The organism is Ornithinimicrobium cavernae (assembly GCF_003121625.1).
Lineage (GTDB): Bacteria > Actinomycetota > Actinomycetes > Actinomycetales > Dermatophilaceae > Ornithinicoccus > Ornithinicoccus cavernae.
In genome coordinates, this window is sequence record NZ_QDDJ01000014.1 from 21,646 (window position 1) to 46,881 (window position 25,236).

Genomic DNA, 25,236 nt, shown 5'->3' on the forward strand with positions numbered 1-25,236 from the left:
CCTCAGTGGTGTTGGTGGTCATCGACGCCGACCCTTCCGGTCGTCCTTCTCGTGACCCTTGAAGGTCCGGGTCGGAGCGAACTCACCGAGCTTGTGGCCGACCATCGACTCGGTCACGAAGACCGGGATGTGCTTGCGGCCGTCGTGCACGGCCAGGGTGTGGCCGAGCATGTCGGGAGTGATCATCGAGCGGCGCGACCAGGTCTTGATGACGGTCTTGGTGCCGGCTTCGTTCTGGGCGTTGACCTTCTTGACGAGGTGATCGTCAACGAAGGGGCCCTTCTTCAGACTACGAGGCATGTGTTCGCTTGCTCCCTACTCAGCGCTTCTTCTTGCCGGTGCGGCGGCGACGAACGATGAGCTTGTCGCTGGGCTTGTTCGGACGACGGGTGCGGCCCTCAGGCTGTCCCCAGGGGCTGACCGGGTGGCGACCACCGGAGGTCTTGCCCTCTCCACCACCGTGGGGGTGGTCGACGGGGTTCATCACGACACCGCGGACGGTCGGGCGCTTGCCCTTCCACCGCATACGGCCGGCCTTGCCCCAGCTGATGTTGCTCTGCTCGGCGTTGCCGACCTCACCGATGGTGGCGCGGCAGCGGGCGTCGACGTTGCGGATCTCGCCGGACGGCATACGCAGCTGTGCGTAGGGGCCGTCCTTGGCGACGAGCTGCACGCGGGTGCCGGCCGAGCGGGCGATCTTCGCACCGCCACCGGGCTTGAGCTCGATGGCGTGGATGACGGTACCGACCGGGATGTTGCGCAGCGGCAGGTTGTTGCCCGGCTTGATGTCAGCCGACGGCCCCTGCTCGATTGCGTCGCCCTGGCGGAGCCGGTTCGGCGCGATGATGTAGCGCTTCTCGCCGTCCGCGTAGTGCAGCAGCGCGATGCGGGCGGTGCGGTTGGGGTCGTACTCGATGTGCGCGACCTTGGCCGGGATGCCGTCCTTGTCGTGGCGACGGAAGTCGATCACGCGGTAGGCACGCTTGTGGCCACCACCGATGTGGCGGGTGGTGATGCGTCCGGAGTTGTTGCGTCCTCCGGACTTGGTCAGCGGACGGACCAGCGACTTCTCCGGAGTGGAGCGGGTCACCTCGACGAAGTCGGCGACGCTGGAGCCACGACGGCCCGGCGTTGTCGGCTTGTACTTACGAATAGCCATGATTAGTGAAGTCCTCGGTTCTCGTCTCGACTACCGGCTCAGAGCGTGCCGAAGATGTCGATGGTGCCTTCGCGAAGCGTGACGATCGCCCGCTTGGTGTCCTTGCGCTTGCCCAGGCCGAACCGGGTGCGACGGGTCTTGCCGACGCGGTTCAGCGTGTGGACCGACTCGACCTTGACGTCGAAGACCGACTCCACGGCCCGCTTGATCTCGGACTTGTTGGCCCGCGGGTCCACCACGAAGGTGTACTTGCCCTGGTCCAGCAGCGTGTAGGCCTTCTCCGAGACGACCGGGGAGATCAGGATCTCGCGCGGGTCCTTGTTGGCCTCGAGTGCGGTGCTCACTTGGTGCCCTCCTCATCGGTGCCCAGGTCGAGGCCGGCGTCGGCCGACTGCGCGGCAGCACCACCGGCCGGCGCGAAGCCGGCGGCGGCAGCGGCCTCGGCAGTGCGGAACCACACCTCTGCCTCGGTCTGGTCGTACCAGCGCGAGCCCGCGACGTGGTACTTCATCGAGTCCTTGTTGCCCTTGACGGTGAAGCCCTCGGGGGCGGAACCGTCCTCGGTCGCGGGAGCGGAGTCGGGGCCGAAGCCACCGTCAGCCGCGCCGTCCTCGACCAGGGTGGCCGGCTCGGTCGCCTCGGCGACCTCGACCTCGGTGGTCTCCTCGACCGGCGCCTCGGTCACCGCGGTGTCCTGCGCGACAGCGGTCGTCTCGCCCTGGCGGCTCTCGATGAACGAGGTGAGGGCCGCCTGCGTGAAGACGACGTCGTCGGCGCAGAGCACGTCGTAGGTGTTGAGCTGGTCGACGAACAGGACGTGCACGTCGGCCAGGTTGCGCAGGCTCTTCAGACCGATCTCGTCGCTGCGGTCGATGACGACCAGCAGGTTCGGGCGCTCGGTCAGACCACTCAGCGCCGCCCACGCGGTGCGGGTCGAGGGGGTCTCCCCCTCCACCAGTGCGCTCAGGCAGTGGATGCGGCCGTTGCGGGCCCGGTCGGAGAGGGCTCCGCGCAGGGCGGCGGCCTTCATCTTCTTCGGGGTGCGCTGGCTGTAGTCCCGCGGCTGCGGGCCGTGCACGATGCCACCGCCGGCGTACTGCGGCGCGCGGATCGAGCCCTGACGGGCGCGGCCGGTGCCCTTCTGGCGGTAGGGCTTGCGGCCACCGCCACGGACCTCGCCGCGGGTCTTGGTGGCGTGCGTGCCCTGGCGGGCCGCGGCCAGCTGGGCCACGACGACCTGGTGGATCAGCGGCACGTTGGTCTGCACGTCGAAGATCTCGGCGGGCAGCTCAACCGTGCCGGCGTCGCCACCAGTCGGCTTGGTGATAGTGATGGTCGTCATCGCGTCAGGCCCCCTTGGCTGCCGTGCGGACGAGGACGACGCTGCCGCGCGGGCCCGGAACGGCACCCTTGATGAGCAGCAGGCCCTTGTCGGCGTCCACAGCGTGGATGGTGAGGTTCTGGGTGGTCTGTCGCTCGCCACCCATGCGGCCGGCCATCTTCTGGCCGCGGAAGACGCGACCAGGGGTGGACGCGCCACCGATGGAGCCCGGCTTGCGGTGGTTGCGGTGCGCACCGTGCGAGGCGCTGACACCGGCGAACCCGTGCCGCTTCATGACGCCGGCGAAGCCCTTGCCCTTGGTGCGGCCCGTGATGTCCACGGTCTGGCCGCTCTCGAACGTCTCGGCCGTGAACTCCTGGCCGATCTCGTAGTCGGCAGCGTCACTGGTCCGCAGCTCGGCGACGTAGCGGCGCGGGGTGACCCCGGCCTTCTCGAAGTGACCCTTGGTGGGCTGGTTGACCTTGCGCGGATCGATCGCCCCGAAGGCGATCTGGATCGCGTTGTAGCCATCGGACTCGGCGCTGCGCACCTGCGTCACGACGCACGGTCCGGCCTTGATCACCGTCACGGGCACCAGGCGGTTGTCGGCATCCCAGACCTGGGTCATGCCGAGCTTCTCGCCGAGGACGCCCTTGATGGCACGTTCGGTAGTAGCAGTCATTGGTGGACCCTTACAGCTTGATCTCGATGTTGACGTCAGCCGGCAGGTCGAGACGCATCAGCGAGTCGACGGCCTTGGGCGTCGGGTCGACGATGTCGATCAGACGCTTGTGCGTACGCATCTCGAAGTGCTCGCGGCTGTCCTTGTACTTGTGGGGCGACCGGATGACGCAGAACACGTTCTTCTCCGTCGGCAACGGCACCGGGCCAACCACGGTCGCGCCGGCACGGGTCACCGTGTCGACAATCTTGCGCGCCGAGCTGTCAATGACCTCGTGGTCATAGGACTTCAGCCGGATGCGGATCTTCTGTCCCGCCATCGCTTGTCTGACTCTCTCTCGTCGTACTACTGGCTATCGGCCGTCCAGGTGGCCTCCGACCCCCGCGGTCGGGCGTGTCGCCCTCGTGCCGGGCACCAGAACGTCAAACATCTTCCGGTGGTGGTGTTCGGAGCCCGGCCTGGCCGGGGCTTGAGCTGCCTCCGCCCGCCCCGACTCCCACCGAAGGAAGCCGTCTGAGCGTGCTGGATGGCTGACGACACCGACATGGGCCAGCACCGTGCGTCAAGCAACCTGTCTAGTGTGCCACGGATCGGCGGCACACCCCAAATCGAGGTGATGAGATCCGGCGCACACGCACGCCGGCATGGTAGGCACCACCGGATCGGGGGCGGTCTGTCGGGCACCGGCACCCCGCCGACGCCTGCCACGGGACCGGTGACCGGCGCCCCGCCGACGCCTGCCACGGGACCGCTGACCGGCACCCCGCCGACGCCTCCTGCTGGCCCTGGGCGCCGCTCGCGAGGCAACAGGACCTCCCGGTGTCCCCGCACCTCCCCGACAGCGTCAGACGGCCCTGTAGCCGAGGCCTTCTTCGAGGTCGGCGGGCAGTACCGTCCCAAAGTCTGGGTCGGCGGGCAGTACCGTCCCAACGTCTCGGTCGCCGGGCAACGCGAAGGGCCCGCAACCTGCTGGAGGTTACGGGCCCTTCCTGGTGCCGGTTGATCCGGCACCCGTGGTGCGTCAGATCACTTGAGGATCTTGGTGACCCGGCCGGCGCCGACGGTGCGGCCGCCCTCGCGGATCGCGAACTTGAGGCCTTCCTCCATCGCGATCGGCTGGATCAGGTCGACCTTCATCTCGGTGTTGTCACCGGGCATGACCATCTCGGTGCCCTCGGGCAGGTGCACGACACCGGTGACGTCCGTGGTCCGGAAGTAGAACTGCGGACGGTAGTTGTCGTAGAACGGCGTGTGACGGCCGCCCTCGTCCTTGGACAGGATGTAGACGTTGCCCTCGAACTCGGTGTGCGGGGTGATCGAGCCCGGCTTGCAGACGACCTGGCCGCGCTCGACGTCCTCACGCTTGGTGCCGCGCAGGAGCAGACCGACGTTCTCACCCGCACGACCCTCGTCGAGCAGCTTGCGGAACATCTCGATGCCGGTGACGATCGTCTTGGCCGGCGGACCCTCGTGGATGCCGACGATCTCGACCTCCTCGTTGACGTTGAGGATGCCACGCTCGATACGACCGGTGACGACGGTGCCACGACCAGTGATCGTGAAGACGTCCTCAACGGGCATCAGGAACGGCTTGTCGGTCTCGCGCTCCGGCTCCGGGATCGCCTCGTCGACGGCGTTCATCAGCTCCATGAGCTTGTCGCCCCACTCCGCGTCGCCCTCGAGGGCCTTGAGCGCGGAGACCTGGACGACCGGCAGGTCGTCACCCGGGAAGTCGTAGGAGGACAGCAGCTCGCGGACCTCCATCTCGACGAGCTCCATGATCTCCTCGTCGTCGACCATGTCGGACTTGTTCAGCGCCACGACGATGTAGGGAACGCCGACCTGGCGGGCCAGGAGGACGTGCTCCTTGGTCTGCGGCATCGGGCCGTCGGTGGCCGCCACGACCAGGATCGCACCGTCCATCTGGGCCGCACCGGTGATCATGTTCTTGACGTAGTCAGCGTGACCGGGGCAGTCGACGTGAGCGTAGTGACGCTTCTCGGTCTGGTACTCGATGTGCGAGATCGAGATCGTGATGCCGCGCTGCTTCTCCTCGGGCGCCTTGTCGATCGTGTCGAAGGCCGAAGCCTCGTTCAGATCCGGGTACTTGTCGTGCAGGACCTTGGAGATGGCCGCCGTCAGCGTCGTCTTGCCGTGGTCGATGTGCCCGATGGTGCCGATGTTGACGTGCGGCTTGCTCCGCTCGAACTTGGCCTTAGCCACTTGGGTCCTCCTCAGGACTGTGTTGTGTCATCGCCACTGGTTCGTGTCGTGGCGACATCTTGCAAGTTGTGGTGGTCAAACTCCGGTGGGGAGTCTACTGCTCACTCACCACGGATCTTCTTGATGATCTCCTCCGCGACGTTCCGGGGAACCTCGGCGTAGGAGTCGAACTGCATCGTGTAGTTGGCACGACCCTGGGTCTTGGACCGAAGGTCACCAACGTACCCGAACATCTCCGACAGCGGGACCACTGCGCGGACGACCTTGGCGCCACTGATGTCCTCCATGGCCTGGATCTGGCCACGGCGGGAGTTCAGGTCACCGATCACGTCACCCATGTAGTCCTCGGGCGTACGGACCTCGACGGCCATCACGGGCTCGAGGAGGACGGGGTCCGCCTTGCGGACCGCCTCCTTGAGGACCATGGAGCCAGCGATCTTGAACGCCATCTCCGAGGAGTCGACGTCGTGGTAGGCACCGTCGAGCAGGGTGGCCTTGATCCCGACCAGCGGGTAGCCGGCGAGAACACCGAGCTGCATGGCCTCCTGGATACCCTGGTCGACGCTGGGGATGTACTCGCGCGGGATGCGTCCACCGGTGACCGAGTTCTCGAAGGAGTACAGCTCGCCCTCGGTGGTGTCCAGCGGCTCGAAGGTCATCTGCACCTTCGCGAACTGGCCCGAGCCACCCGTCTGCTTCTTGTGGGTGTAGTCGTACTTCTCCACGGAGCGGCGGATCGTCTCGCGGTAGGCCACCTGCGGCGCGCCGACGTTGGCCTCGACCTTGAACTCCCGCTTCATGCGGTCGACCAGGATGTCGAGGTGGAGCTCGCCCATGCCGCCGATGACGGTCTGGCCGGTCTCCTCGTCGAGGCGGACGGTGAAGGTGGGGTCCTCCTGCGCCAGCTTCTGGATCGCGGTGCCGAGCTTCTCCTGGTCACCCTTGGTCTTGGGCTCGATGGCCACGTGGATGACCGGCTCGGGGAAGGTCATCGACTCCAGGATGATCTGGTTGCCGATGTCGCTCAGGGTGTCACCGGTGGTGGTGTCCTTCAGGCCGATGACCGCGTAGATGTGACCCGCGGAGGCCTTGTCGACCGGGTTCTCCTTGTTGGCGTGCATCTGGAACAGCTTGCCCAGACGCTCCTTCTTGCCCTTGGTCGCGTTCATGACGGGCTGCCCGCCGCTGATCTCACCGGAGTAGACCCGGATGTAGGTCAGCGTCCCGAAGAACGGGTGCGTCGCGATCTTGAACGCCAGGGCCGCGAACGGCTCCGTGGTGTCCGCGTTGCGCGTGATGACCGTCTCCTCGTCGCCGGGCTTGTGGCCCTCGGTCGGCGGGAGGTCCATCGGGCTGGGCAGGTAGTCGACGACCGCGTCGAGCAGGGGCTGGACGCCCTTGTTCTTGAAGGCGGTGCCACAGAAGACCGGGTTGACCTCGCCGGCCAGCGTCAGCTTGCGCACGCCGGCCTTGATCTCGTCCTCGGTCAGCTCCTCGCCGCCGAGGTACTTCTCGAGCAGCTCCTCGTCGGCCTCGGCAACCTTCTCGACCAGCAGGTTGCGGTACTCGTCCGCCTTGGCCTGCAGCTCGGCCGGGATGTCCTCGACGTCGTAGTCCTCACCCAGCGCGGTCTCGCCGTGCCAGGTCAGGGCCTTCATCCGCACCAGGTCGATGACGCCGACGAAGTCGGACTCGGCACCGATCGGCAGCTGCATGACCAGCGGGGTCGCGCCGAGGCGGTCCACCATGGTCTGCACGGAGAAGTAGAAGTCCGCGCCCATCTTGTCCATCTTGTTGATGAAGCACATGCGCGGGACGCCGTACTTGTCGGCCTGGCGCCAGACGGTCTCCGACTGGGGCTCGACACCCTCCTTGCCGTCGAAGACAGCGACCGCGCCGTCGAGGACGCGCAGGTTGCGCTCGACCTCGACGGTGAAGTCGACGTGGCCGGGCGTGTCGATCAGGTTGATCTGGTAGCCCTTCCAGAAGCTGGTCACAGCAGCGGAGGTGATGGTGATCCCCCGCTCCTTCTCCTGCTCCATCCAGTCGGTCGTCGACGCACCGTCGTGGGTCTCGCCCATCTTGTGCTTGACACCGGTGTAGAACAGGATCCGCTCGGTGGTCGTCGTCTTGCCGGCATCGATGTGGGCCATGATGCCGATGTTGCGGACCTTGTTCAGGTCCGTCAGAACGTCGAGTGCCACAGTCTCTCTTCTCTAGCTCGTTGCGTATGTCGGGTGGTCGCGGTGCTCAGACCAGCGTCACCAGCGGTAGTGGGCGAAGGCCTTGTTGGCCTCGGCCATCTTGTGGGTGTCCTCGCGACGCTTCACCGCGGCGCCCAGACCGTTGCTGGCGTCCAGGATCTCGTTCATCAGACGCTCGGTCATGGTCTTCTCGCGACGCTGACGGGAGTAGCCGACCAGCCAGCGCAGGGCCAGCGTGGTGGAGCGGCCCGGCTTGACCTCGATCGGCACCTGGTAGGTCGCACCACCGACGCGGCGGCTCTTGACCTCCAGCGCGGGGCGCACGTTGTCCAGACCGCGCTTGAGCGTGGCCACGGGGTCGGTGCCGGTCTTGGCTCGGACGCCCTCGAGGGCGCCGTAGACGATGGTCTCGGCGACGGACTTCTTGCCGTCCACCAGGATCTTGTTGACCAGCTGGGTGACCAGGGTCGACCCGTAGACGGGGTCGGAGATCAGCGGACGCTTGGGAGCGGGGCCCTTACGAGGCATTACTTCTTCTCCTTCTTCGCGCCGTACCGGGAACGAGCCTGGTTGCGGCCCTTGACACCCTGGGTGTCGAGCGAACCGCGCACGATCTTGTAGCGGACACCGGGGAGGTCCTTCACCCGGCCACCGCGGACGAGCACGATGGAGTGCTCCTGCAGGTTGTGACCGACACCCGGGATGTAGGCCGTGACCTCGATGCCGCTGGTCAGCTTCACACGAGCGACCTTGCGCAGGGCAGAGTTCGGCTTCTTCGGGGTGGTGGTGTAGACGCGGGTGCAGACACCGCGCCGCTGCGGGTTGCCCTTGAGGGCGGGACTGTTGGTCTTCTTGACCTTGTCCTGGCGCCCCTTGCGGACGAGCTGGTTGATTGTGGGCACTGATTCTCCGTCAGTCGATGTTGTCTGCGCGCACCGTCATCGCTGACGGGTCGCACTCCTTGGTCTGGCCGGCACGTCACCCCCGAGGACGGGTGTGTCGCGACGGTGCTCTCCCCTGCACTTCCCCCGAGCCACGGCACCGCCATACTTCACGGAGGTTGATGGACTCGAGCGGGACGCCCGGCGAGAGGTGGCTGCCACCGGGACCTAGCCCGGCGACACGCGCGCAGGGGTGACCTGCGCACACAAGCCTCAAGAGTACCGGCGCGCGTGATATGCACCAAATCAGCACAGGAGCCCGTCCGCCGACCCTACTCCCCCAGCCGGCTCCACAGCTCATCGTCCCACCACTCGGCGCCGTCTGGTGAGAGCACCGCCTGCCGGTCGACCCCGTCGCGCGTGAACCCGAGCCTGGCCAGGAGCCGCGTGGAGCGCTCGGCCGGCGCGAAGACACGGGCGGTGATCCGGCGGGCCGCGCCCGGTCCCCGCGCGAGCTCGACCACGGCCCGGACACACTCGGTGGCCAGTCCCTGCCCTCCGACGTCGGGGTGGAAGGCGTAGCCGAGGCTGGCCTCCACCGCGGTCGTCGTGGCCGGCGGCACGGCCGCGCTGGGACGGAACCGCAGGCGCACGTCACCGACCACCCGCCCCGCGTGCTCGGCCACCACCGTCACGGCGGTGGTGTCCTCCACCCAGCCGGCCACCAGCTCCCTGGCCTCCTGCTCCCCGAGGGGCGGGTGGCCGAGGAACCGCGCGACCTCGGGCAGCTGCCGGTAGGCCCGGATCTCCGGGAGATCACCCGGCTCCACCAGCCGGAGCCGGCTGCGTGCGGTCGTCACCGGCAGCGCCCTGCCCATCGCCACGGCACCCACCGCACGATCGTTCAGCCTCACCCGCCGATTCTGGCACGCGCCGGAGGGTCGCCGGACCCACCGCCGAGGGGCGGGTATGCCGTAGGTGCGCTACGGCATACCCGCCCCTCGGCGGTGGTGCTCGTCAGACGGTCAGCGCCGGACGACCGACCTGACGGTCAGTAGCGGTCGTCGCCGACCGACAGGTCGTCCAGGCGGACGGCCTCGCCCGAGCCCGGACCGAAGGCCGGGTACTCGAACTGGTCGTAGTCCGGGACCGCGTAGGCGGCTGCCTTGGCCTCCTCCGTGGGCTCCACGGTGAGGTTGCGGTAGCGCGGCAGACCGGTGCCGGCCGGGATCAGCTTGCCCAGGATGACGTTCTCCTTGAGGCCCAGCAGCGGGTCGGACTTGGCCTGCATGGCAGCCTCCGTGAGGACCCGGGTGGTCTCCTGGAAGGACGCCGCGGACAGCCACGAGTCGGTGGCCAGCGAGGCCTTCGTGATGCCCATCAGCTCCGGACGACCCGAGGCGGGCTTGCCCGACTCGGACACGACGCGACGGTTCTCGGTCTCGAACCGGCCGCGCTCGACCAGCTCACCCGGCAGCAGCTGGGCGTCGCCGGCCTCGATGACCGTGATGCGCCGCAGCATCTGCCGCACGATGACCTCGATGTGCTTGTCGTGGATCGACACACCCTGCTGGCGGTAGACCGCCTGGACCTCGTCGACCAGGTGCTGCTGGGCAGCACGCGGGCCGAGGATGCGCAGGACCTGCTTGGGGTCGATCGCACCCTGCACCAGCTGACGGCCGACCTCGACGTGCTCGCCGTCGGCGACCAGCAGCCGCTGCCGCTTGGTGACCGGGTAGGCGTGCTCCTCGGAGCCGTCGTCCGGCACCAGCAGGATGCGTCGCGACTTGTCGGTGTCCTCGATCTGGACGCGGCCGGTGGCCTCGGCGATCGGGGCGACCGCCTTCGGCGTTCGGGCCTCGAACAGCTCGACCACACGCGGCAGACCCTGCGTGATGTCGTCACCGGCCACACCACCGGTGTGGAAGGTGCGCATCGTCAGCTGGGTGCCGGGCTCACCGATGGACTGCGCCGCGATGATGCCCACGGCCTCACCGATGTCGACCAGCTTGCCGGTGGCCAGCGAGCGGCCGTAGCACTTGGCGCAGGTGCCGACCAGCGACTCACAGGTGAGCACCGAGCGGACCTTGACCTCCGTGACACCCGCGGCGACCAGGGCGTCGATGACCACGTCACCGAGGTCCATGCCCGCCTCGGCGAGGGTCTGACCCTCGTGGACGACGTCCTGGGCCAGCGTCCGGGCGTAGACCGCGGTCTCGACGTCGTCGTGCTCGCGCAGGTCACCGCTCGGGGTCTCCACGGCGATCGGCATGAGGAACCCGCGGTCGGTGCCGCAGTCGTCCTCACGGATGATGACGTCCTGGCTGACGTCCACCAGACGACGGGTCAGGTAACCCGAGTCGGCGGTGCGCAGCGCGGTGTCCGCCAGGCCCTTCCGGGCACCGTGCGTGGAGATGAAGAACTCCAGCACCGACAGGCCCTCACGGAAGTTGGACTTGATCGGACGCGGGATGATCTCACCCTTGGGGTTGGCCATCAGGCCACGCATGCCGGCGATCTGACGCAGCTGGAACCAGTTACCACGTGCACCCGAGGTGACCATCCGGTAGATGGTGTTCTCCTTGGGCATGGTGGTCTCGAGCTCCTTGGCGACCTCGTTGGTCGCCTGGGTCCAGATCTCGATGAGCTCCTGACGGCGCTCGTCGTCGGTGATCAGACCACGCTCGTACTGCGTCTGGACCTTGGCGGCCTTGGCGTCGTAGGTCTCCAGGATGTCGGCCTTGCGGGCCGGGGTCATCACGTCGGAGATGGCCACGGTGGTCCCCGAGCGGGTCGCCCAGTAGAAGCCGGTGTCCTTCAGCGAGTCCAGCGACGCCGCGACCTGCACCTTGGTGTAGCGCTCGGCGAGGTCGTTGACGATCTCCGAGAGGCGCTTCTTGTCGACGACCGCGTTGACGAACGGGTAGTTCGGCGGCAGCGAGTCGTTGAAGATCGCGCGGCCCAGCGTGGTGTCCACGATGAACTCGGAGGCGATGCCGTCCTCGGTGACCTCGACGCCCTCGGGCAGCTTGTGGCCCAGCGGCGCGGCGGTGTCCCGCACGCGCAACCGGATCGACGAGCCGATCTCGATCTCACCGGCGTCGTAGGCCATCTGCGCCTCGGCGACCGAGCTGAAGGCGCGCGCGGGCGCGCCGTCCTCGGTGAGCTCCGGGGCGCTGAACGACTCGGACGTCAGGTGGAACAGACCGATGATCATGTCCTGCGTCGGCATGGTGACGGGGCGACCGTCGGCCGGCTTCAGGATGTTGTTGCTCGAGAGCATCAGGATCCGGGCCTCGGCCTGGGCCTCGGCCGACAGCGGCAGGTGCACGGCCATCTGGTCACCGTCGAAGTCCGCGTTGAACGCGGTGCAGACGAGCGGGTGGATCTGGATGGCCTTGCCCTCGACCAGCTGCGGCTCGAAGGCCTGGATGCCGAGGCGGTGCAGCGTGGGTGCGCGGTTCAGCAGCACGGGGTGGTCGGTGATGACCTCCTCGAGCACGTCCCACACGACCGAGCGGCCGCGCTCGACCATCCGCTTGGCGGACTTGATGTTCTGCGCGTGGTCCAGGTCGACCAGACGCTTCATCACGAACGGCTTGAACAGCTCCAGGGCCATCTGCTTGGGCAGACCACACTGGTGCAGCTTCAGCTGCGGGCCGACGACGATGACCGAACGGCCCGAGTAGTCGACACGCTTGCCGAGCAGGTTCTGCCGGAAGCGTCCCTGCTTGCCCTTGAGCATGTCGGACAGCGACTTCAGCGGCCGGTTGCCCGGGCCGGTGACGGCGCGACCGCGGCGACCGTTGTCGAACAGCGAGTCGACGGCCTCCTGCAGCATCCGCTTCTCGTTGTTGACGATGATCTCCGGAGCGCCCAGGTCCAGCAGTCGCTTGAGCCGGTTGTTCCGGTTGATCACACGGCGGTACAGGTCGTTGAGGTCGGAGGTCGCGAACCGGCCACCGTCCAGCTGCACCATGGGGCGCAGGTCCGGCGGGATGACCGGGACGCAGTCCAGGACCATGCCGTCCGGGTTGTTGTTGGTGGTCAGGAACGAGGTGACGACCTTCAACCGCTTGATGGCGCGGGTCTTCTTCTGGCCCTTGCCCGTGGCGATGATCTCGCGGAGCAGCTCCACCTCGGCCTCGAGGTCGAAGTTCTGCAGACGCTTCTGCAGGGCCGCGGCACCCATGCCGCCCTCGAAGTACATGCCGAAGCGGTCCCGCATCTCGCGGTACAGGATCTCGTCGCCCTCGAGGTCCTGGACCTTGAGGTTCTTGAACCGGTCCCAGACCTGGTCGAGGCGCTCGATCTGCTGGTCCGCGCGGCGGCGGATCTGGTTCATCTCGCGCTCGGCCCCGTCCCGGACCTTGCGGCGCGCGTCGCCCTTGGCACCCTCGGCCTCGAGCTCGGCCAGGTCGGCCTCCAGCTTGACAGCCCGGGCGTTGACGTCGGCGTCGCGACGGTTCTCCAGCGCCTTGCGCTCGGAGTCGATCTCCGCCTCGAGCGAGGGCAGCGCCTGGTGGCGACCGTCCTCGTCGACCGAGGTGATCATGTAGGCCGCGAAGTAGATGACCTTCTCCAGGTCCTTCGGGGCCAGGTCCAGCAGGTAGCCGAGGCGGCTCGGGACACCCTTGAAGTACCAGATGTGGGTCACCGGAGCGGCGAGCTCGATGTGGCCCATCCGCTCGCGGCGCACGCCGGCGCGGGTCACCTCGACGCCGCAGCGCTCACAGATGATGCCCTTGAAGCGGACGCGCTTGTACTTGCCGCAGTAGCACTCCCAGTCCCGGGTGGGACCGAAGATCTTCTCGCAGAAGAGCCCGTCCTTCTCCGGCTTCAGGGTTCGGTAGTTGATGGTCTCGGGCTTCTTGACTTCGCCGTGGCTCCAGCGGCGGATGTCCTCCGCCGTGGCCAGGCCAATCCGCAACTCGTCGAAGAAGTTGACGTCGAGCACGTGGATCCTTCTCTCGTGAGATCTCGTGAGTCTCAGTTAGGTCTTGCAACAGTTCATAGGTGGCGTATGCCGTGGAGCCGATGTGGTGGTTCGGCTCGGACGCTGCCTCGCTCAGCAGGCTGTCTGTCGGTGGCCGAGTCCCGCGCACCGGTGAGGGTGGTCGCGGGCCCGGCCGTCCGTCATACCTCCTCGACGGAGCTGGGCTCCCGGCGCGACAGGTCGATCCCGAGCTCCTCCGCCGCGCGGAAGACCTCCTGGTCGGACTCACGCAGGTCGATCTGCGTGCCGTCGCTGGAGAGCACCTCGACGTTCAGGCACAGGGACTGCATCTCCTTGATGAGCACCTTGAACGACTCGGGGATACCCGGCTCGGGGACGTTGTCACCCTTGACGATCGACTCGTAGACCTTCACGCGGCCCGTGACGTCGTCGGACTTGATGGTGAGCAGCTCCTGCAGGGCGTAGGCGGCACCGTAGGCCTCCAGGGCCCAGACCTCCATCTCGCCGAAACGCTGTCCACCGAACTGTGCCTTACCACCCAGCGGCTGCTGCGTGATCATGGAGTACGGCCCGGTGCTGCGCGCGTGGATCTTGTCGTCCACGAGGTGGTGCAGCTTCAGGATGTACATGTAGCCCACGGACACCGGCTGCGGGTACGGCTCGCCGGAGCGGCCGTCGAACAGCCGGGCCTTGCCCGACTCACCGATGAGCCGCTCGCCGGAGCCCGACGGCGTGGTCGACTCCAGCAGACCGGCGATCTCGGCCTCGGTCGCACCGTCGAACACCGGGCTGGCTACCCGGCTGCGCGGCGCGGCCTTGTGCGCGTCGGCCGGGATGCCGTTGGCCCACTCGGCGCCCTCGGCGATCTCCCAGCCCTGCGCCGCGGCCCAGCCGAGGTGCAGCTCGAGGATCTGGCCGACGTTCATCCGGCCGGGCACGCCCAGCGGGTTGAGCACGATGTCGACCGGCGTGCCGTCCTCCATGAACGGCATGTCCTCGACGGGCAGGATCTTGGAGATCACGCCCTTGTTGCCGTGGCGGCCGGCGAGCTTGTCACCGTCGGTGATCTTGCGCTTGTTCGCGACGTAGACGCGGACCAGCTGGTTGACACCCGGGGGCAGCTCGTCGCCCTCCTCGCGGTCGAAGACCTTGACACCGATGACGGTGCCGGTCTCGCCGTGCGGGACCTTCATGGACGTGTCGCGGACCTCGCGGGCCTTCTCACCGAAGATGGCGCGCAGCAGGCGCTCCTCCGGGGTCAGCTCGGTCTCACCCTTGGGCGTGACCTTGCCGACCAGCAGGTCGCCGTCGCGGACCTCGGCACCGATGCGGATGATGCCGCGCTCGTCCAGGTCGGCCAGGACCTCGTCGGAGACGTTCGGGATGTCCCGGGTGATCTCCTCCGGCCCCAGCTTGGTGTCGCGGGCGTCGATCTCGTGCTCCTCGATGTGGATCGAGGAGAGGACGTCGTCCTGCACCAGACGCTGGGAGAGGATGATCGCGTCCTCGTAGTTGTGGCCCTCCCACGGCATGAACGCCACGAGGAGGTTGCGCCCCAGCGCCATCTCGCCACCGTCGGTCGCGGGACCGTCGGCGAGCAGGTCGCCGGCCTCGACGCGGTCACCGGTGTTGACCTTGACCTGCTGGTTGTAGCAGTTGCCCTGGTTGGACCGGGTGAACTTCGCGACCTTGTAGGACTGGTAGGTGCCGTCGTCGTGGGCGACGGTGACCAGGTCGGCCGAGACCTCCTGGACCACACCCGCCTTGGCGGCACGCACCACGTCACCGGAGTCGAGCGCCGCGCGGTGCTCCATGCCGGTGCCGACCAGCGGCGCCTCGGCGCGCACCAGCGGCACGGCCTGACGCTGCATGTTGGCGCCCATGAGCGCACGGTTGGCGTCGTCGTGCTCCAGGAACGGGATCATCGCGGTCGCGGCCGACACCATCTGGCGCGCGGACACGTCCATGTAGTCGACCTCGCCGGCCGGGACGTCGACGGCCTCGCCGCCACCGCCCTTGGCGCGGACGAGGACCCGCTCCTCGGCGAAGGTGCCGTCCTCGTTGAGCGCGGCGTTGGCCTGCGCGATGACGAAGTGGTCCTCCTCGTCCGCGGACAGGTAGTCGATGTCGTCGGTGACCCGACCGTCGACGACCTTGCGGTAGGGGGTCTCCACGAAGCCGAACGGGTTGATCCGCCCGTAGGAGGCGAGCGAGCCGATCAGGCCGATGTTCGGGCCCTCAGGCGTCTCGATCGGGCACATGCGGCCGTAGTGCGACGGGTGGACGTCGCGGACCTCCATGCCGGCGCGGTCACGGGACAGACCACCGGGGCCCAGCGCCGACAGGCGGCGCTTGTGGGTCAGGCCCGACAGCGGGTTGTTCTGGTCCATGAACTGCGACAGCTGGCTGGTTCCGAAGAACTCCTTGATGGAGGCGACGACGGGCCGGATGTTGATCAGGGTCTGCGGCGTGATCGCCTCGACGTCCTGGGTGGTCATCCGCTCACGGACGACGCGCTCCATCCGGGACAGGCCGGTGCGGACCTGGTTCTGGATGAGCTCGCCCACGGAGCGGAGACGACGGTTGCCGAAGTGGTCGATGTCGTCGACCTCGACGCGCAGCTCCTCGGCCTGGCCGTGGCGGGTGACCGGCATGGTCTCCTCGCCGGCGTGCAGCGCCACGATGTACTTGATGGTCGCGACGATGTCGTCGACCCCCAGCACGGACTCGCTCAGCGGGGCCTCGACACCCAGCTTCTTGTTGATCTTGTAGCGACCGACCTTGGCCAGGTCGTAGCGCTTCGGGTTGAAGTACAGGTTGTCGAGGAGGGTCTGGGCGGCCTCCTTGGTCGGCGGCTCGCCCGGGCGGAGCTTGCGGTAGATGTCCAGAAGCGCCTCGTCCTGGTCGGCCGTGTGGTCCTTCTCCAGGGTGGCGCGCATCGACTCGTACTCGCCGAACTCCTCGAGGATCTGCGCCTCGGTCCAGCCCAGCGCCTTCAGGAGCACGGTCACGCTCTGCTTGCGCTTGCGGTCGACGCGGACACCGACCTGGTCGCGCTTGTCGATCTCGAACTCGAGCCAGGCGCCACGGCTCGGGATGATCTTGCTGGAGAAGATGTCCTTGTCGGCCGTCTTGTCGAGCGACCGCTCGAAGTAGACGCCCGGGCTGCGGACGAGCTGGGACACCACGACGCGCTCGGTGCCGTTGATGATGAAGGTGCCCCGGTCGGTCATGAGCGGGAAGTCGCCCATGAAGACCGTCTGGGACTTGATCTCACCGGTGGTGTTGTTGATGAACTCCGCGGTGACGAAGAGCGGCGCGGAGTAGGTCATGTCCCGCTCCTTGCACTCGTCGATGGAGTACTTCTGCTCCTCGAAACGGTGGTCCCGGAACGACAGGGACATGGAGCCGGAGAAGTCCTCGATCGGGGAGATCTCCTCGAAGATCTCCTCGAGACCGGAGCGGTCCGGGACGTCATACTTGCCGCCGTCCTTCGCGGCAGCGACGCGAGCCTGCCAGTCCTCGTTTCCGAGCAACCAGTCGAAACTCTCCGTCTGAAGCGCCAGGAGATCGGGGACCTCAAGGGGCTCCCGGATCTTGGCGAAGCTCAGGCGGCCAGATGCCGTCCGAGCGGTGGACACAGTCGTCTTCGCAGTGCGCGAGGCAGCCAAGGATGGGTCCTTCCACAGGCCTTACAATGAGCAGCGGGTCTGCTGCACCAGCCTGGACCACACTCAAGTCGGACCAGACGCGACAGCGAATCTGGACCTCAGATGGTGGGTGCGGCACGGGACAGGGCAGCGCAAAGAGATAGCATACACGAACTGCCGGCACAGTCCAACCGTCCCCTCCAACGGTGACTCACGCCGGTGCGTGACGACGGCAAAGAGGATGCCCCTCTGGACCGCGATCCGTCAAGCCCACCCCCGGCGTGTCCTGCGAAACCGCCCTCAAAACCCCCCACCGAGCGCACCGCGCCGCGCCCCAAATCCCCACCGAGCGCACCGTATCGCGGACCCACAGCCCGAGCCTGGGTTCTTGGAGCAACACAGTGTTCTAACAGCCGGCAACAGGAGGCTCCAAGAAGCACTGGGCGCTCCAAGAAGCACCAGCCGCTCGAAGACGTGGGGCCGGTGCGGTGACGTCCGCGCTCGCCCTGCGGTGCGGACAGGAACCGCAGCCCGCGGCGACCAGCGGACACCGTCCCAGAGGCGGACACCGTCACAGAGGTGACCACGCGGCATACTCCCCCCGACGCAGAACGGGCGGGACCGACCAGTGGTCGGTCCCGCCCGCTCAACAGGCGTGCCGGGCGAGCCCGGCAGGTGTCACTTGAGGGTGACGGTGGCGCCAGCGCCCTCGAGGGCCTCCTTGGCCTTCTCGGCGGCGTCCTTGTCGACGCCCTCCAGAACCGGCTTCGGCGCGCCGTCGACGAGGTCCTTGGCCTCCTTCAGGCCGAGGGAGGTCAGGGTGCGGACCTCCTTGATGACCTGGATCTTCTTGTCGCCCGCGGACTCGAGGACGACGTCGAACTCGCTCTGCTCCTCGACAGCAGCGGCGTCGCCGCCGCCAGCGGCCGGGGCAGCACCGGCGACGGCAACGGGGGCCGCGGCGGTGACGTTGAAGGTCTCCTCGAACTCCTTCACGAACTCGGAGAGCTCGATCAGGGTCATCTCCTTGAAGCTCTCCAGGAGCTCCTCGGTGCTCAGCTTCGCCATGGTGGCGTTCCTTCCTAGTGGTGCCGTGAGTGGCGGTGTGTGGATTGTGCCTTGACGTGCCCGCAGGCTCGTCTCAGCTGTCGTCGCCACCCTCGGCGACGTCGGTGGTGCCCTCCTCCGCAGCGGCCGGTGCGGCCTCCGCGAACTCGGTCGTGGCGTCCTCCGCAGCGGCCGGCTCGGCCTCCGCGGTGTCGGCCGCAGCGGTGTCCGCCGCAGATCCTCCCTGAGGGCCCTCCTGCTCGACCTTCGCGCGGAGCGCGTCGACCACGCGAGCCGTCTGGGACAGCGGCGCGGCGAACAGGTACACGGCGTTGGTGAGCGAGGCGTTGAGCGCCCCGGCCAGCTTCGCCAGCAGGGTCTCGCGCGACTCGAGGTCGGCGAGCTTGGTGATCTCCTCGGCTGTCAACGGCTTGCCGTCGAGCACACCGGCCTTGATCACCAGGGCAGGGTTGGCCTTGGCAAAGTCACGCAGGCCCTTGGCGGCCTCGACCGGGTCACCGGTGACGAAGGCGATCGCAGTGGGGCCCTGCAGGTGCTCTTCGAGGTCGGTGACACCGGCCTCGCTGGCAGCCAGCTTGGTGAGCGTGTTCTTCACCACGGAATAGGTCGCGTGCTCGCGCAGCGAGCCTCGCAGCTCGGTCAGCTGAGCCACGGTCAGACCGCGGTACTCAGTGAGCACGGCCGCACCCGAGTTGCGGAACTGGTCCGTCAGCTCGGCAATGGCAGCAGCCTTCGCAGCAGTTGCCATGGGGCCTCCTTCGTCGTGGTGCCGGCACCCTCCAGGCCTGACGACAAGAGCCCCGGCGCAGGCGCACGGGGCTCTCACAACGGCAGAGGTATGCCGTTCAGCTCAGTTCACCTGCGCAGGTCGCCCGCATCGTGCGGACCTTCGGTCGAGACGCCCTTGCGGGCACGCCGACAACCGGCGGTCATTGGGTATGGCCACAGCGTACCGGCACCGGGGCCGCCGGGACAAATCCCACCCGGGCCGAGCGGCCGCGGGACGGGCCCGCGCCCGCCCGTGCGGCTGCCCCGGTCAGCCCAGCTCGACCGGACCGCGCTCCGTCTCGATCACCAGGGAGATGCGCACGGGCTCGGCAGCGCGGAGCTGGATCGGCCCGCGCGGGGCCTCCAGCGCCTCCAGGGCGCTGCTGAGCCGCGCCGCCTCGGGGTGGCGCACCCGCACCGTCACCAGCTTGACGGCCGGTAGTCCCTCACTCGGGTGCGGGGTGTCCCCCCAGTCGATGAGGAACGGCACGGTGCCGTCCAGCCCGGTGTCGAGGGAGGTCAGCTCCCAGGAGAGCTCGGTCCCGTCGGGGCGGGTGCGGCTCATCGGCCGGGGGTCCCCCGGGTCCAGGCCCTTCTCGCGGGCCCGGCTGACACGATCGCCCAGGCCCGGTGCACGCAGCGCCCACCCGGTCAGCGTGGGCGCCGTGAGCTCGTCCACCCGGAACGGTCTCGGGTGGTCCGGCTCCGGCTGGTCCGGGTCGGGCGCCACGAGCTCGAGGTAGCGCTGGCCACCGAGGCCGAGCAGCGAGTTGCGGGTGCCCAGACCCGGGTGCGCCCCACCCGGCTGCGGCCGCAGACCGAGGTGCGCCTCGGCATACTCCTCCAGCTCGGTCAGGTCCGGTCCGGCCAGGATGATGTGGTCGATCTGTGCCCGCACGGCACCCCTTCCTTGGTCAGTCGAGTTTTGCCAGCCGCTCACGCAGCTGCTCCTCGCGGTGCGCGTTGCCGTGCAGGGCGATGTAGTCCCCGCCGTAGACGGCCAGCAGCGCGTCATCGAGCCGCCGGACCGCCGCGGGCGGATACCGGTAACCCATCCGCGCCGTGATCCGGTCACTGTCGGTGCCGGCGAGCACGTGCGCCAGCTCCTCGAGCGAGGAGATCCCGAGCTCCAGCAGGAGCCCGGAGATCCAGGCGTAGTGCTCGGTGCGGGACCAGCCGGCACCGGGGTAGGTCCCGGCCAGGAACGTGGCCAGCTCCTGGGCGCTGAGACGCGGATCCGTCTCGTCCGGCTCCTCCCCCGGATGCTCCGGCATGGTCGCCTGCAGCCGGTCGCGGATCGCCGAGAACTCGCGGTCGGCGAGTTCCAGCAGGCCCGCTGCCAGCGTGAACCGGCGGTTGAGGTCGGGGGCGTGCGCCTCCGGCACGGTGCCCTTGTAACGGATGTCGTGCTCGAACTCGGCCCACGCGTGCTGCAGCACCGTGCGGACCTGGACCGAGGCCGTGAACGTGCGCAGGGCCGCCTGCTCGGGGCTCAGGGTCCGGCTGGCGTCCACGGCGACCACGAGGTGACGGCTCACGTAGCCCCACCGCCCCTGGTCGGCGGTCTCCTGCCCCATGTCGCGATCGTCCAGCACGGTGAGCTCGCTCGCCAGCAGCTGCGCGACCGCGTCGACGTCGTCCCGGACGTAGGTGATCACCCGCAGCCCGATCTGGTCGGTGATCTGCTCGAGCGGGTCGGGGTAGAGCAGCCTGCCGTCCACCGTGCGCGCCGCCTTGCCCGCGAAGCTCTCGACCGACTTGGTGCGGCCCGTCACGGTCAGGTAGTTGATGCCGGCGTCGTCCAGCGCCGCGGTGACCAGGGCGAGGAAACCCTCCGTGGCGCGGGTCAGCTCGGGCTGGCGCGCGACATACAGGCGGACGGCCTCGCGGACCCGGTCGGGGTCCGGCACGTCCGTCGTCGTCATGCCCCCATCCTGCCGGATGCCGGCCGCGGCCGGCGCGGGCGCCCCGCGCTTGGCCCTGCCAACGCGGCTGCTGCGCCCCAGCCCGCGGTTGGCGGAAGCGGGAGGCGGGCGGCGGGAGGGGAGGCGAGGCAGGGAGGCAGCGGGCATGAGAAAGGGCCGGGTGAGCAGTTGCTCACCCGGCCCATTGTCGGCTCAGATCACTCCGCGGCGGTCAGGCTGGAGACTCGCGCGGGGTCGAGCGGGATGCCCGGGCCCATCGTGGTGCTCATGGTCGCCTTGGTGACGTAGCGGCCCTTGGAGGAGGCCGGCTTCAGCCGCATGACCTCGTCGATCGCCGCGCCGTAGTTCTGCACCAGCTTGTCCTGGTCGAACGACGTCTTGCCGATGATGAAGTGCAGGTTGGCGTGCTTGTCGACACGGAACTCGATCTTGCCGCCCTTGATGTCGGTGACAGCCTTGGCGGTGTCCATCGTGACGGTGCCGGTCTTCGGGTTCGGCATCAGGCCACGGGGACCCAGCACCTTGCCCAGACGACCGACCTTGCCCATCAGGTCCGGGGTGGCCACGACGGCGTCGAAGTCGAGCCAGCCGCCGGCGACCTTCTCCAGCAGGTCGTCGGAACCGACGTAGTCGGCTCCGGCCTCGCGGGCGGCCTCGGCCTTGTCACCGTTGGCGAAGACCAGCACGCGGGCGGTCTTGCCGGTGCCGTTGGGCAGGTTGACGGTGCCACGGACCAGCTGGTCGGCCTTGCGCGGGTCAACGCCCAGACGCAGGGCCACCTCGACGGTGGCGTCGTACTTGGTGGTCGAGGTCTCCCGGGCCAGGGCGATCGCCTCGACCGGGGTGTAGAACTTGCCGTCCTCGATCTTCTCGACGGCGGCGGTGTAAGCCTTGCTGCGCTTCATGAGTGCTCCTGTTGGTGCGGTGGTGGAGTTGTGGTCTGCGGGCCAGCGCTGGCCCTGCCACGGTGAGGGTGGGGAACCCTCGGGTGTGCCGGGGGCTCAGCCCTCGACGGTGATGCCCATCGAGCGGGCGGTGCCGGCGATGATCTTGGACGCCTGGTCCAGGTCGTTGGCGTTGAGGTCGGCCATCTTGGTCTCGGCGATCTCGCGCACCTGGGCGCTGGTCAGCTTGGCGACCTTCGTCTTGTGCGGCTCACCGGAACCCTTCTGGACGCCCGCAGCCTTCTTGATCAGCTCGGCGGCCGGAGGGGTCTTGGTGATGAAGGTGAACGAGCGGTCCTCATAGACCGTGATCTCGACCGGGATGACGTTGCCACGCTGGGACTCCGTCGCGGCGTTGTACGCCTTGACGAACTCCATGATGTTGACACCGTGCTGACCCAGTGCGGGACCGACCGGCGGGGCCGGGGTGGCCGCACCGGCCTGGATCTGCAGCTTGATGAAGCCGGAGACCTTCTTCTTGGGGGGCATATGTCTTCCTCTGGTGTTGTGGGCCGACGCCGTGGGCGATGACCCGGTTGCAACGCCAGGACGGAGTCCTGGCGATCCCGCGGACGGAGTCCGTGGAAATCTGTGGAGCGGTGCGGACCGGGGACGCAGTCCCCTGACCGACTACAGCTTGGCGACCTGGTTGAACGACAGCTCGACCGGTGTCTCGCGGCCGAAGATCGAGACCAGGACCTTGAGCTTCTGGCTCTCGGGGATGATCTCGGAGATCGTGGCAGGCAGGGTCTCGAACGGACCCTCCATGACGGTGACGGACTCGCCGACCTCGAAGTCGACCTCCGGGGAGCTCGTCCGGGTCGACGGGGTGGCGGCACCGGCCGCGGCGCCCTCGGCCGCGTCACCGCTCGGCGTGGTCTCGAACACCGGCGCCAGCATGCTGATGACCTCGTCGATGCTCAGCGGCACCGGCTGGTGGGCGTTGCCGACGAAGCCCGTGACGCCCGGCGTGTGCCGGACGGCACCCCAGGACTCGTCGGTCAGGTCCATCCGGACCAGGACGTAACCGGGCATCCGGACGCGGCGGACCTGCTTGCGCACGCCCGACTTGATCTCGGTGACCTCCTCCATCGGCACCTCGACCTGGAAGATGTAGTCCTCCATGTTGAGGCTGGTGGCGCGGGTCTCCAGGTTGACCTTGACGCGGTTCTCGTAGCCGGCATAGGAGTGGATGACGTACCAGTCACCGAACTGACCCTCCAGGGTCGCGCGGAACTCCTCCATCGGGTCGCCAGCGGGCTCCTCGTCGACAGAGGGCTCGTCGTCAGCCGCAGCGGGCTCCTCGTCGGCAGAGGGCTCGTCGTCAGCCGCAGCGGGCTCCTCGTCGACAGAAGGCTCGTCATCCGCCGCAGCCGTCTCGTCGCCCTCGGCAGACGCGTCGTCCTCGTCGCCCGAGGCAGGGTCCTCCTGCTCGACGTCGACCTCGCCAGCCGGCGCGTCGGCATACTCCTCGGTGGCCTCGGTGTCCACGGGCTGCTCCGCCGCGGAGTCCTCTGGGGTCACCTCCGCGACCTCGGGCGCCTCGTCGGCGTTGTTGGTCCACTGCTCGGACATGGCTACTTCCTCACTACTGACTCGGGCGGATCGGTCGTCGTGACGACCGGGGACGGTCGCCGGGCGACCACACGGACTGGCTGATCAGCCGCCGAAGGTGAAGTCGACGACCCGCGTGAAGATCTGGTCCAGACCCACGACGAAGCCCATGATCACCAGCACGAACACCAGCACGACGATCGTGTAGGTGATCAGCTCGCGCTGCGTGGGGCGGTGCACCTTGCGCAGCTCGGCCATGACCTGTGCCACATAGGTGGTGGGACGTGGCGGTCCTCCGGCCTGGGGGTGGCCCCGGTCGACACCCTGGGTGTCACGGGCGCTTGTCTCAGACACGGATAACCTTCCTTTGCCCTCGTGGTTGGGCATGGCGTTGTCGGCAGCGACCAGCCAGGTCGCGTCGCGCAGGGCACGAGGGACTCGAACCCCCAACCGCTGGTTTTGGAGACCAGTGCTCTACCAATTGAGCTAGTGCCCTAGGTGCTGCCGGGGCCTCGGTGGGCAGGCTCCAGCATGGGATGCGTCAACACCCGAGGAGTCAGTCTACGCGATCAGGCCGGGTCCGTGCGAACCCGGCCGCCGATGGTTGAATGTCGGGGTGACCGAGAGCACCCAGACGCCCCGCATCTCCACCCGTATCGGCTCGATCGCCGAGTCTGCCACCCTGGCGGTCGACGCCAAGGCCAAGGCGCTCAAGGCGCAGGGCCGCCCGGTGATCGGCTTCGGGGCCGGCGAGCCCGACTTCCCGACGCCCGACTACATCGTGGCCGCTGCGGTCGCCGCCTCCCAGGACCCGGTGAACCACCGCTACTCCCCCGCCGGTGGCCTGCCGGACCTGAAGGTCGCCATCGTCGACAAGACCCAGCGGGACAGCGGGTATGCCGTGGAGCCGGCCAACGTGCTCGTCACCAACGGCGGCAAGCAGGCGGTCTACAACACCTTCGCCACCCTGCTCGACCCGGGTGACGAGGTCATTCTGCCGACCCCCTACTGGACGACCTACCCGGAGTCGATCCGGCTGGCCGGTGGCGTGCCGGTCGACGTGTTCGCCGGCGCGGACCAGGGTTACCTGGTGACGGTCGACCAGCTCGAGGCGGCCCGGACCGAGCGCACCAAGGTGCTGCTGTTCTGCTCGCCGTCCAACCCCACCGGAGCGGTCTACCCGCCCGAGCAGGTGGAGGCGATCGGTCGCTGGGCGGTGCAGCACGGCCTCTGGGTCGTGACGGACGAGATCTACGAGCACCTGCTCTACGACGGCGCCACCGCCCCCTCGCTCCCGGTGCTGGTGCCCGAGCTCGCGGACACCTGCGTGGTCCTCAACGGCGTCGCCAAGACCTACGCGATGACCGGGTGGCGCGTCGGCTGGATGCTGGGCCCCAAGGACGTCGTCAAGGCCGCCACCAACCTGCAGTCGCACGCGACCTCCAACGTCGCCAACGTCTCCCAGCGTGCCGCCATCGCCGCGCTCCAGGGGTCCCTGGAGGCGGTCGACGAGATGCGCACCGCCTTCGACCGGCGTCGCCAGACCATGGTGTCGATGCTCAACGAGATCGACGGGGTCGAGTGCCCGACCCCGCAGGGCGCGTTCTACGCCTACCCCAGTGTCGCGGGCGTGCTGGGACGCACGATCCGCGGTCGCACCCCGCAGACCTCCGTCGAGCTGGCCGAGATCATCCTCGAGGAGGTCGAGGTCGCGGTGGTGCCCGGCGAGGCGTTCGGGCCCTCCGGCTACCTGCGGTTGTCGTACGCCCTGGGTGACAACGACCTCGCCGAGGGTGTGGGCCGCATCCAGGAGCTGCTGCGCGGGGCGCGCTGAGCCACCCGTGCCCCGGTCGAGACCCCGGCCGGCGCCACCTGCAGGACCGTGTGACCCGGCCAGTCT

General features: G+C 68.2%; 22 protein-coding genes and 1 tRNA gene. 1 reads left to right on the forward strand and 22 read right to left on the reverse strand.

All coding sequences use genetic code 11. The annotated features are described in order from the left end of the window. Nucleotides 1-18: 18 nt before the first annotated feature. The 22 genes from rpsS to DA085_RS15855 all read right to left on the reverse strand — a co-directional run bounded on the left by rpsS (nucleotide 19) and on the right by DA085_RS15855 (nucleotide 23,832). Complete coding sequence (gene rpsS, locus DA085_RS15750; RefSeq protein WP_109473940.1) at nucleotides 19-300, reverse strand: 30S ribosomal protein S19; 282 nt, start codon at nucleotides 298-300, stop codon at nucleotides 19-21. A 19-nt stretch (nucleotides 301-319) separates the two neighbouring features. Next, nucleotides 320-1,159, reverse strand: coding sequence for a 50S ribosomal protein L2 (gene rplB / locus DA085_RS15755; protein ID WP_109473941.1), 840 nt, complete (start codon nucleotides 1,157-1,159; stop codon nucleotides 320-322). A gap of 38 nt (nucleotides 1,160-1,197) precedes the next feature. Next, complete coding sequence (rplW, locus tag DA085_RS15760) at nucleotides 1,198-1,503, reverse strand: 50S ribosomal protein L23 (RefSeq protein ID WP_109473942.1); 306 nt, start codon at nucleotides 1,501-1,503, stop codon at nucleotides 1,198-1,200. Continuing rightward, on the reverse strand, nucleotides 1,500-2,501 hold the full coding sequence (rplD, locus tag DA085_RS15765; RefSeq protein WP_109473943.1) for a 50S ribosomal protein L4, sunset domain variant: 1,002 nt from the start codon (nucleotides 2,499-2,501) through the stop codon (nucleotides 1,500-1,502). The genes rplW and rplD overlap by 4 nt, the downstream gene beginning before the upstream one ends. 4 nt (nucleotides 2,502-2,505) lie before the next feature. Continuing rightward, nucleotides 2,506-3,162 (reverse strand): 50S ribosomal protein L3, encoded by a 657-nt coding sequence (gene rplC / locus DA085_RS15770; RefSeq protein ID WP_109473944.1) that lies wholly within the window; start codon nucleotides 3,160-3,162, stop codon nucleotides 2,506-2,508. A gap of 10 nt (nucleotides 3,163-3,172) precedes the next feature. Beyond that, on the reverse strand, nucleotides 3,173-3,481 hold the full coding sequence (gene rpsJ / locus DA085_RS15775) for a 30S ribosomal protein S10 (RefSeq protein ID WP_006946210.1): 309 nt from the start codon (nucleotides 3,479-3,481) through the stop codon (nucleotides 3,173-3,175). Nucleotides 3,482-4,188: 707 nt separating this feature from the next. After that, nucleotides 4,189-5,385, reverse strand: coding sequence for an elongation factor Tu (tuf, locus tag DA085_RS15780; protein WP_109473945.1), 1,197 nt, complete (start codon nucleotides 5,383-5,385; stop codon nucleotides 4,189-4,191). 101 nt (nucleotides 5,386-5,486) lie between these two features. After that, a complete protein-coding gene (gene fusA / locus DA085_RS15785; protein ID WP_109473946.1) occupies nucleotides 5,487-7,589 on the reverse strand; it encodes an elongation factor G in 2,103 nt (700 codons plus the stop codon). A gap of 57 nt (nucleotides 7,590-7,646) precedes the next feature. Further along, nucleotides 7,647-8,117 (reverse strand): 30S ribosomal protein S7, encoded by a 471-nt coding sequence (gene rpsG / locus DA085_RS15790; protein ID WP_109473947.1) that lies wholly within the window; start codon nucleotides 8,115-8,117, stop codon nucleotides 7,647-7,649. Beyond that, entirely contained in the window at nucleotides 8,117-8,491 is a 375-nt protein-coding gene (gene rpsL, locus DA085_RS15795; protein WP_109473948.1) for a 30S ribosomal protein S12, read from the reverse strand. The genes rpsG and rpsL overlap by 1 nt, the downstream gene beginning before the upstream one ends. A gap of 311 nt (nucleotides 8,492-8,802) precedes the next feature. Beyond that, nucleotides 8,803-9,384, reverse strand: coding sequence for a GNAT family N-acetyltransferase (locus tag DA085_RS15800; RefSeq protein ID WP_154402227.1), 582 nt, complete (start codon nucleotides 9,382-9,384; stop codon nucleotides 8,803-8,805). A gap of 137 nt (nucleotides 9,385-9,521) precedes the next feature. Next, nucleotides 9,522-13,427, reverse strand: coding sequence for a DNA-directed RNA polymerase subunit beta' (locus tag DA085_RS15805; protein ID WP_109473950.1), 3,906 nt, complete (start codon nucleotides 13,425-13,427; stop codon nucleotides 9,522-9,524). Nucleotides 13,428-13,606: 179 nt separating this feature from the next. Then, nucleotides 13,607-17,098 carry a DNA-directed RNA polymerase subunit beta gene (gene rpoB / locus DA085_RS15810; RefSeq protein ID WP_109473951.1) on the reverse strand — a complete coding sequence of 1,164 codons (3,492 nt, stop codon included), beginning with the start codon at nucleotides 17,096-17,098 and terminating at the stop codon, nucleotides 13,607-13,609. A 657-nt stretch (nucleotides 17,099-17,755) separates the two neighbouring features. Continuing rightward, nucleotides 17,756-18,145: a 50S ribosomal protein L7/L12 gene (gene rplL, locus DA085_RS15815; protein ID WP_109473952.1), complete on the reverse strand. Its 390-nt coding sequence runs from the start codon at nucleotides 18,143-18,145 to the stop codon at nucleotides 17,756-17,758. A gap of 73 nt (nucleotides 18,146-18,218) precedes the next feature. After that, nucleotides 18,219-18,893 (reverse strand): 50S ribosomal protein L10, encoded by a 675-nt coding sequence (gene rplJ, locus DA085_RS15820; RefSeq protein WP_109473953.1) that lies wholly within the window; start codon nucleotides 18,891-18,893, stop codon nucleotides 18,219-18,221. Between the two features lie 288 nt (nucleotides 18,894-19,181). After that, entirely contained in the window at nucleotides 19,182-19,811 is a 630-nt protein-coding gene (locus DA085_RS15825; protein ID WP_161958520.1) for a VOC family protein, read from the reverse strand. Between the two features lie 16 nt (nucleotides 19,812-19,827). Continuing rightward, a complete protein-coding gene (locus tag DA085_RS15830; protein ID WP_109473955.1) occupies nucleotides 19,828-20,838 on the reverse strand; it encodes a GTP pyrophosphokinase in 1,011 nt (336 codons plus the stop codon). Nucleotides 20,839-21,035: 197 nt separating this feature from the next. Then, nucleotides 21,036-21,743 carry a 50S ribosomal protein L1 gene (gene rplA, locus DA085_RS15835; RefSeq protein ID WP_109473956.1) on the reverse strand — a complete coding sequence of 236 codons (708 nt, stop codon included), beginning with the start codon at nucleotides 21,741-21,743 and terminating at the stop codon, nucleotides 21,036-21,038. A gap of 96 nt (nucleotides 21,744-21,839) precedes the next feature. Continuing rightward, the gene (gene rplK, locus DA085_RS15840) at nucleotides 21,840-22,271 is read right to left on the reverse strand and encodes a 50S ribosomal protein L11 (RefSeq protein ID WP_109473957.1); all 432 of its coding nucleotides are present in this window, start codon (nucleotides 22,269-22,271) and stop codon (nucleotides 21,840-21,842) included. Nucleotides 22,272-22,412: 141 nt separating this feature from the next. Beyond that, nucleotides 22,413-23,357, reverse strand: a complete 945-nt coding sequence (nusG, locus tag DA085_RS15845; RefSeq protein ID WP_109473958.1) for a transcription termination/antitermination protein NusG — start codon at nucleotides 23,355-23,357, stop codon at nucleotides 22,413-22,415. An 84-nt stretch (nucleotides 23,358-23,441) separates the two neighbouring features. Next, nucleotides 23,442-23,690 (reverse strand): preprotein translocase subunit SecE, encoded by a 249-nt coding sequence (secE, locus tag DA085_RS15850; RefSeq protein WP_237565560.1) that lies wholly within the window; start codon nucleotides 23,688-23,690, stop codon nucleotides 23,442-23,444. A 69-nt stretch (nucleotides 23,691-23,759) separates the two neighbouring features. Further along, nucleotides 23,760-23,832 (reverse strand) — tRNA-Trp (locus tag DA085_RS15855). Between the two features lie 120 nt (nucleotides 23,833-23,952). Between DA085_RS15855 and DA085_RS15860 the strand changes: the two genes are divergently transcribed. Then, nucleotides 23,953-25,170 (forward strand): pyridoxal phosphate-dependent aminotransferase, encoded by a 1,218-nt coding sequence (locus DA085_RS15860; RefSeq protein ID WP_237565561.1) that lies wholly within the window; start codon nucleotides 23,953-23,955, stop codon nucleotides 25,168-25,170. Nucleotides 25,171-25,236: the final 66 nt, after the last annotated feature.

Bases quoted from the DNA above. Each gene is read 5' to 3' on its own strand.
- DA085_RS15830 (WP_109473955.1), bottom strand. From the start codon at position 20,838: ATGACGACGACGGACGTGCCGGACCCCGACCGGGTCCGCGAGGCCGTC.
- rplA (WP_109473956.1), bottom strand. From the start codon at position 21,743: ATGAAGCGCAGCAAGGCTTACACCGCCGCCGTCGAGAAGATCGAGGAC.
- rplJ (WP_109473953.1), bottom strand. From the start codon at position 18,893: ATGGCAACTGCTGCGAAGGCTGCTGCCATTGCCGAGCTGACGGACCAG.
- rpsJ (WP_006946210.1), bottom strand. From the start codon at position 3,481: ATGGCGGGACAGAAGATCCGCATCCGGCTGAAGTCCTATGACCACGAG.
- rpsS (WP_109473940.1), bottom strand. From the start codon at position 300: ATGCCTCGTAGTCTGAAGAAGGGCCCCTTCGTTGACGATCACCTCGTC.
- nusG (WP_109473958.1), bottom strand. From the start codon at position 23,357: ATGTCCGAGCAGTGGACCAACAACGCCGACGAGGCGCCCGAGGTCGCG.
- rplL (WP_109473952.1), bottom strand. From the start codon at position 18,145: ATGGCGAAGCTGAGCACCGAGGAGCTCCTGGAGAGCTTCAAGGAGATG.
- rplC (WP_109473944.1), bottom strand. From the start codon at position 3,162: ATGACTGCTACTACCGAACGTGCCATCAAGGGCGTCCTCGGCGAGAAG.
- rpsG (WP_109473947.1), bottom strand. From the start codon at position 8,117: ATGCCTCGTAAGGGCCCCGCTCCCAAGCGTCCGCTGATCTCCGACCCC.
- rplD (WP_109473943.1), bottom strand. From the start codon at position 2,501: ATGACGACCATCACTATCACCAAGCCGACTGGTGGCGACGCCGGCACG.
- rplB (WP_109473941.1), bottom strand. From the start codon at position 1,159: ATGGCTATTCGTAAGTACAAGCCGACAACGCCGGGCCGTCGTGGCTCC.
- rplK (WP_109473957.1), bottom strand. From the start codon at position 22,271: ATGCCCCCCAAGAAGAAGGTCTCCGGCTTCATCAAGCTGCAGATCCAG.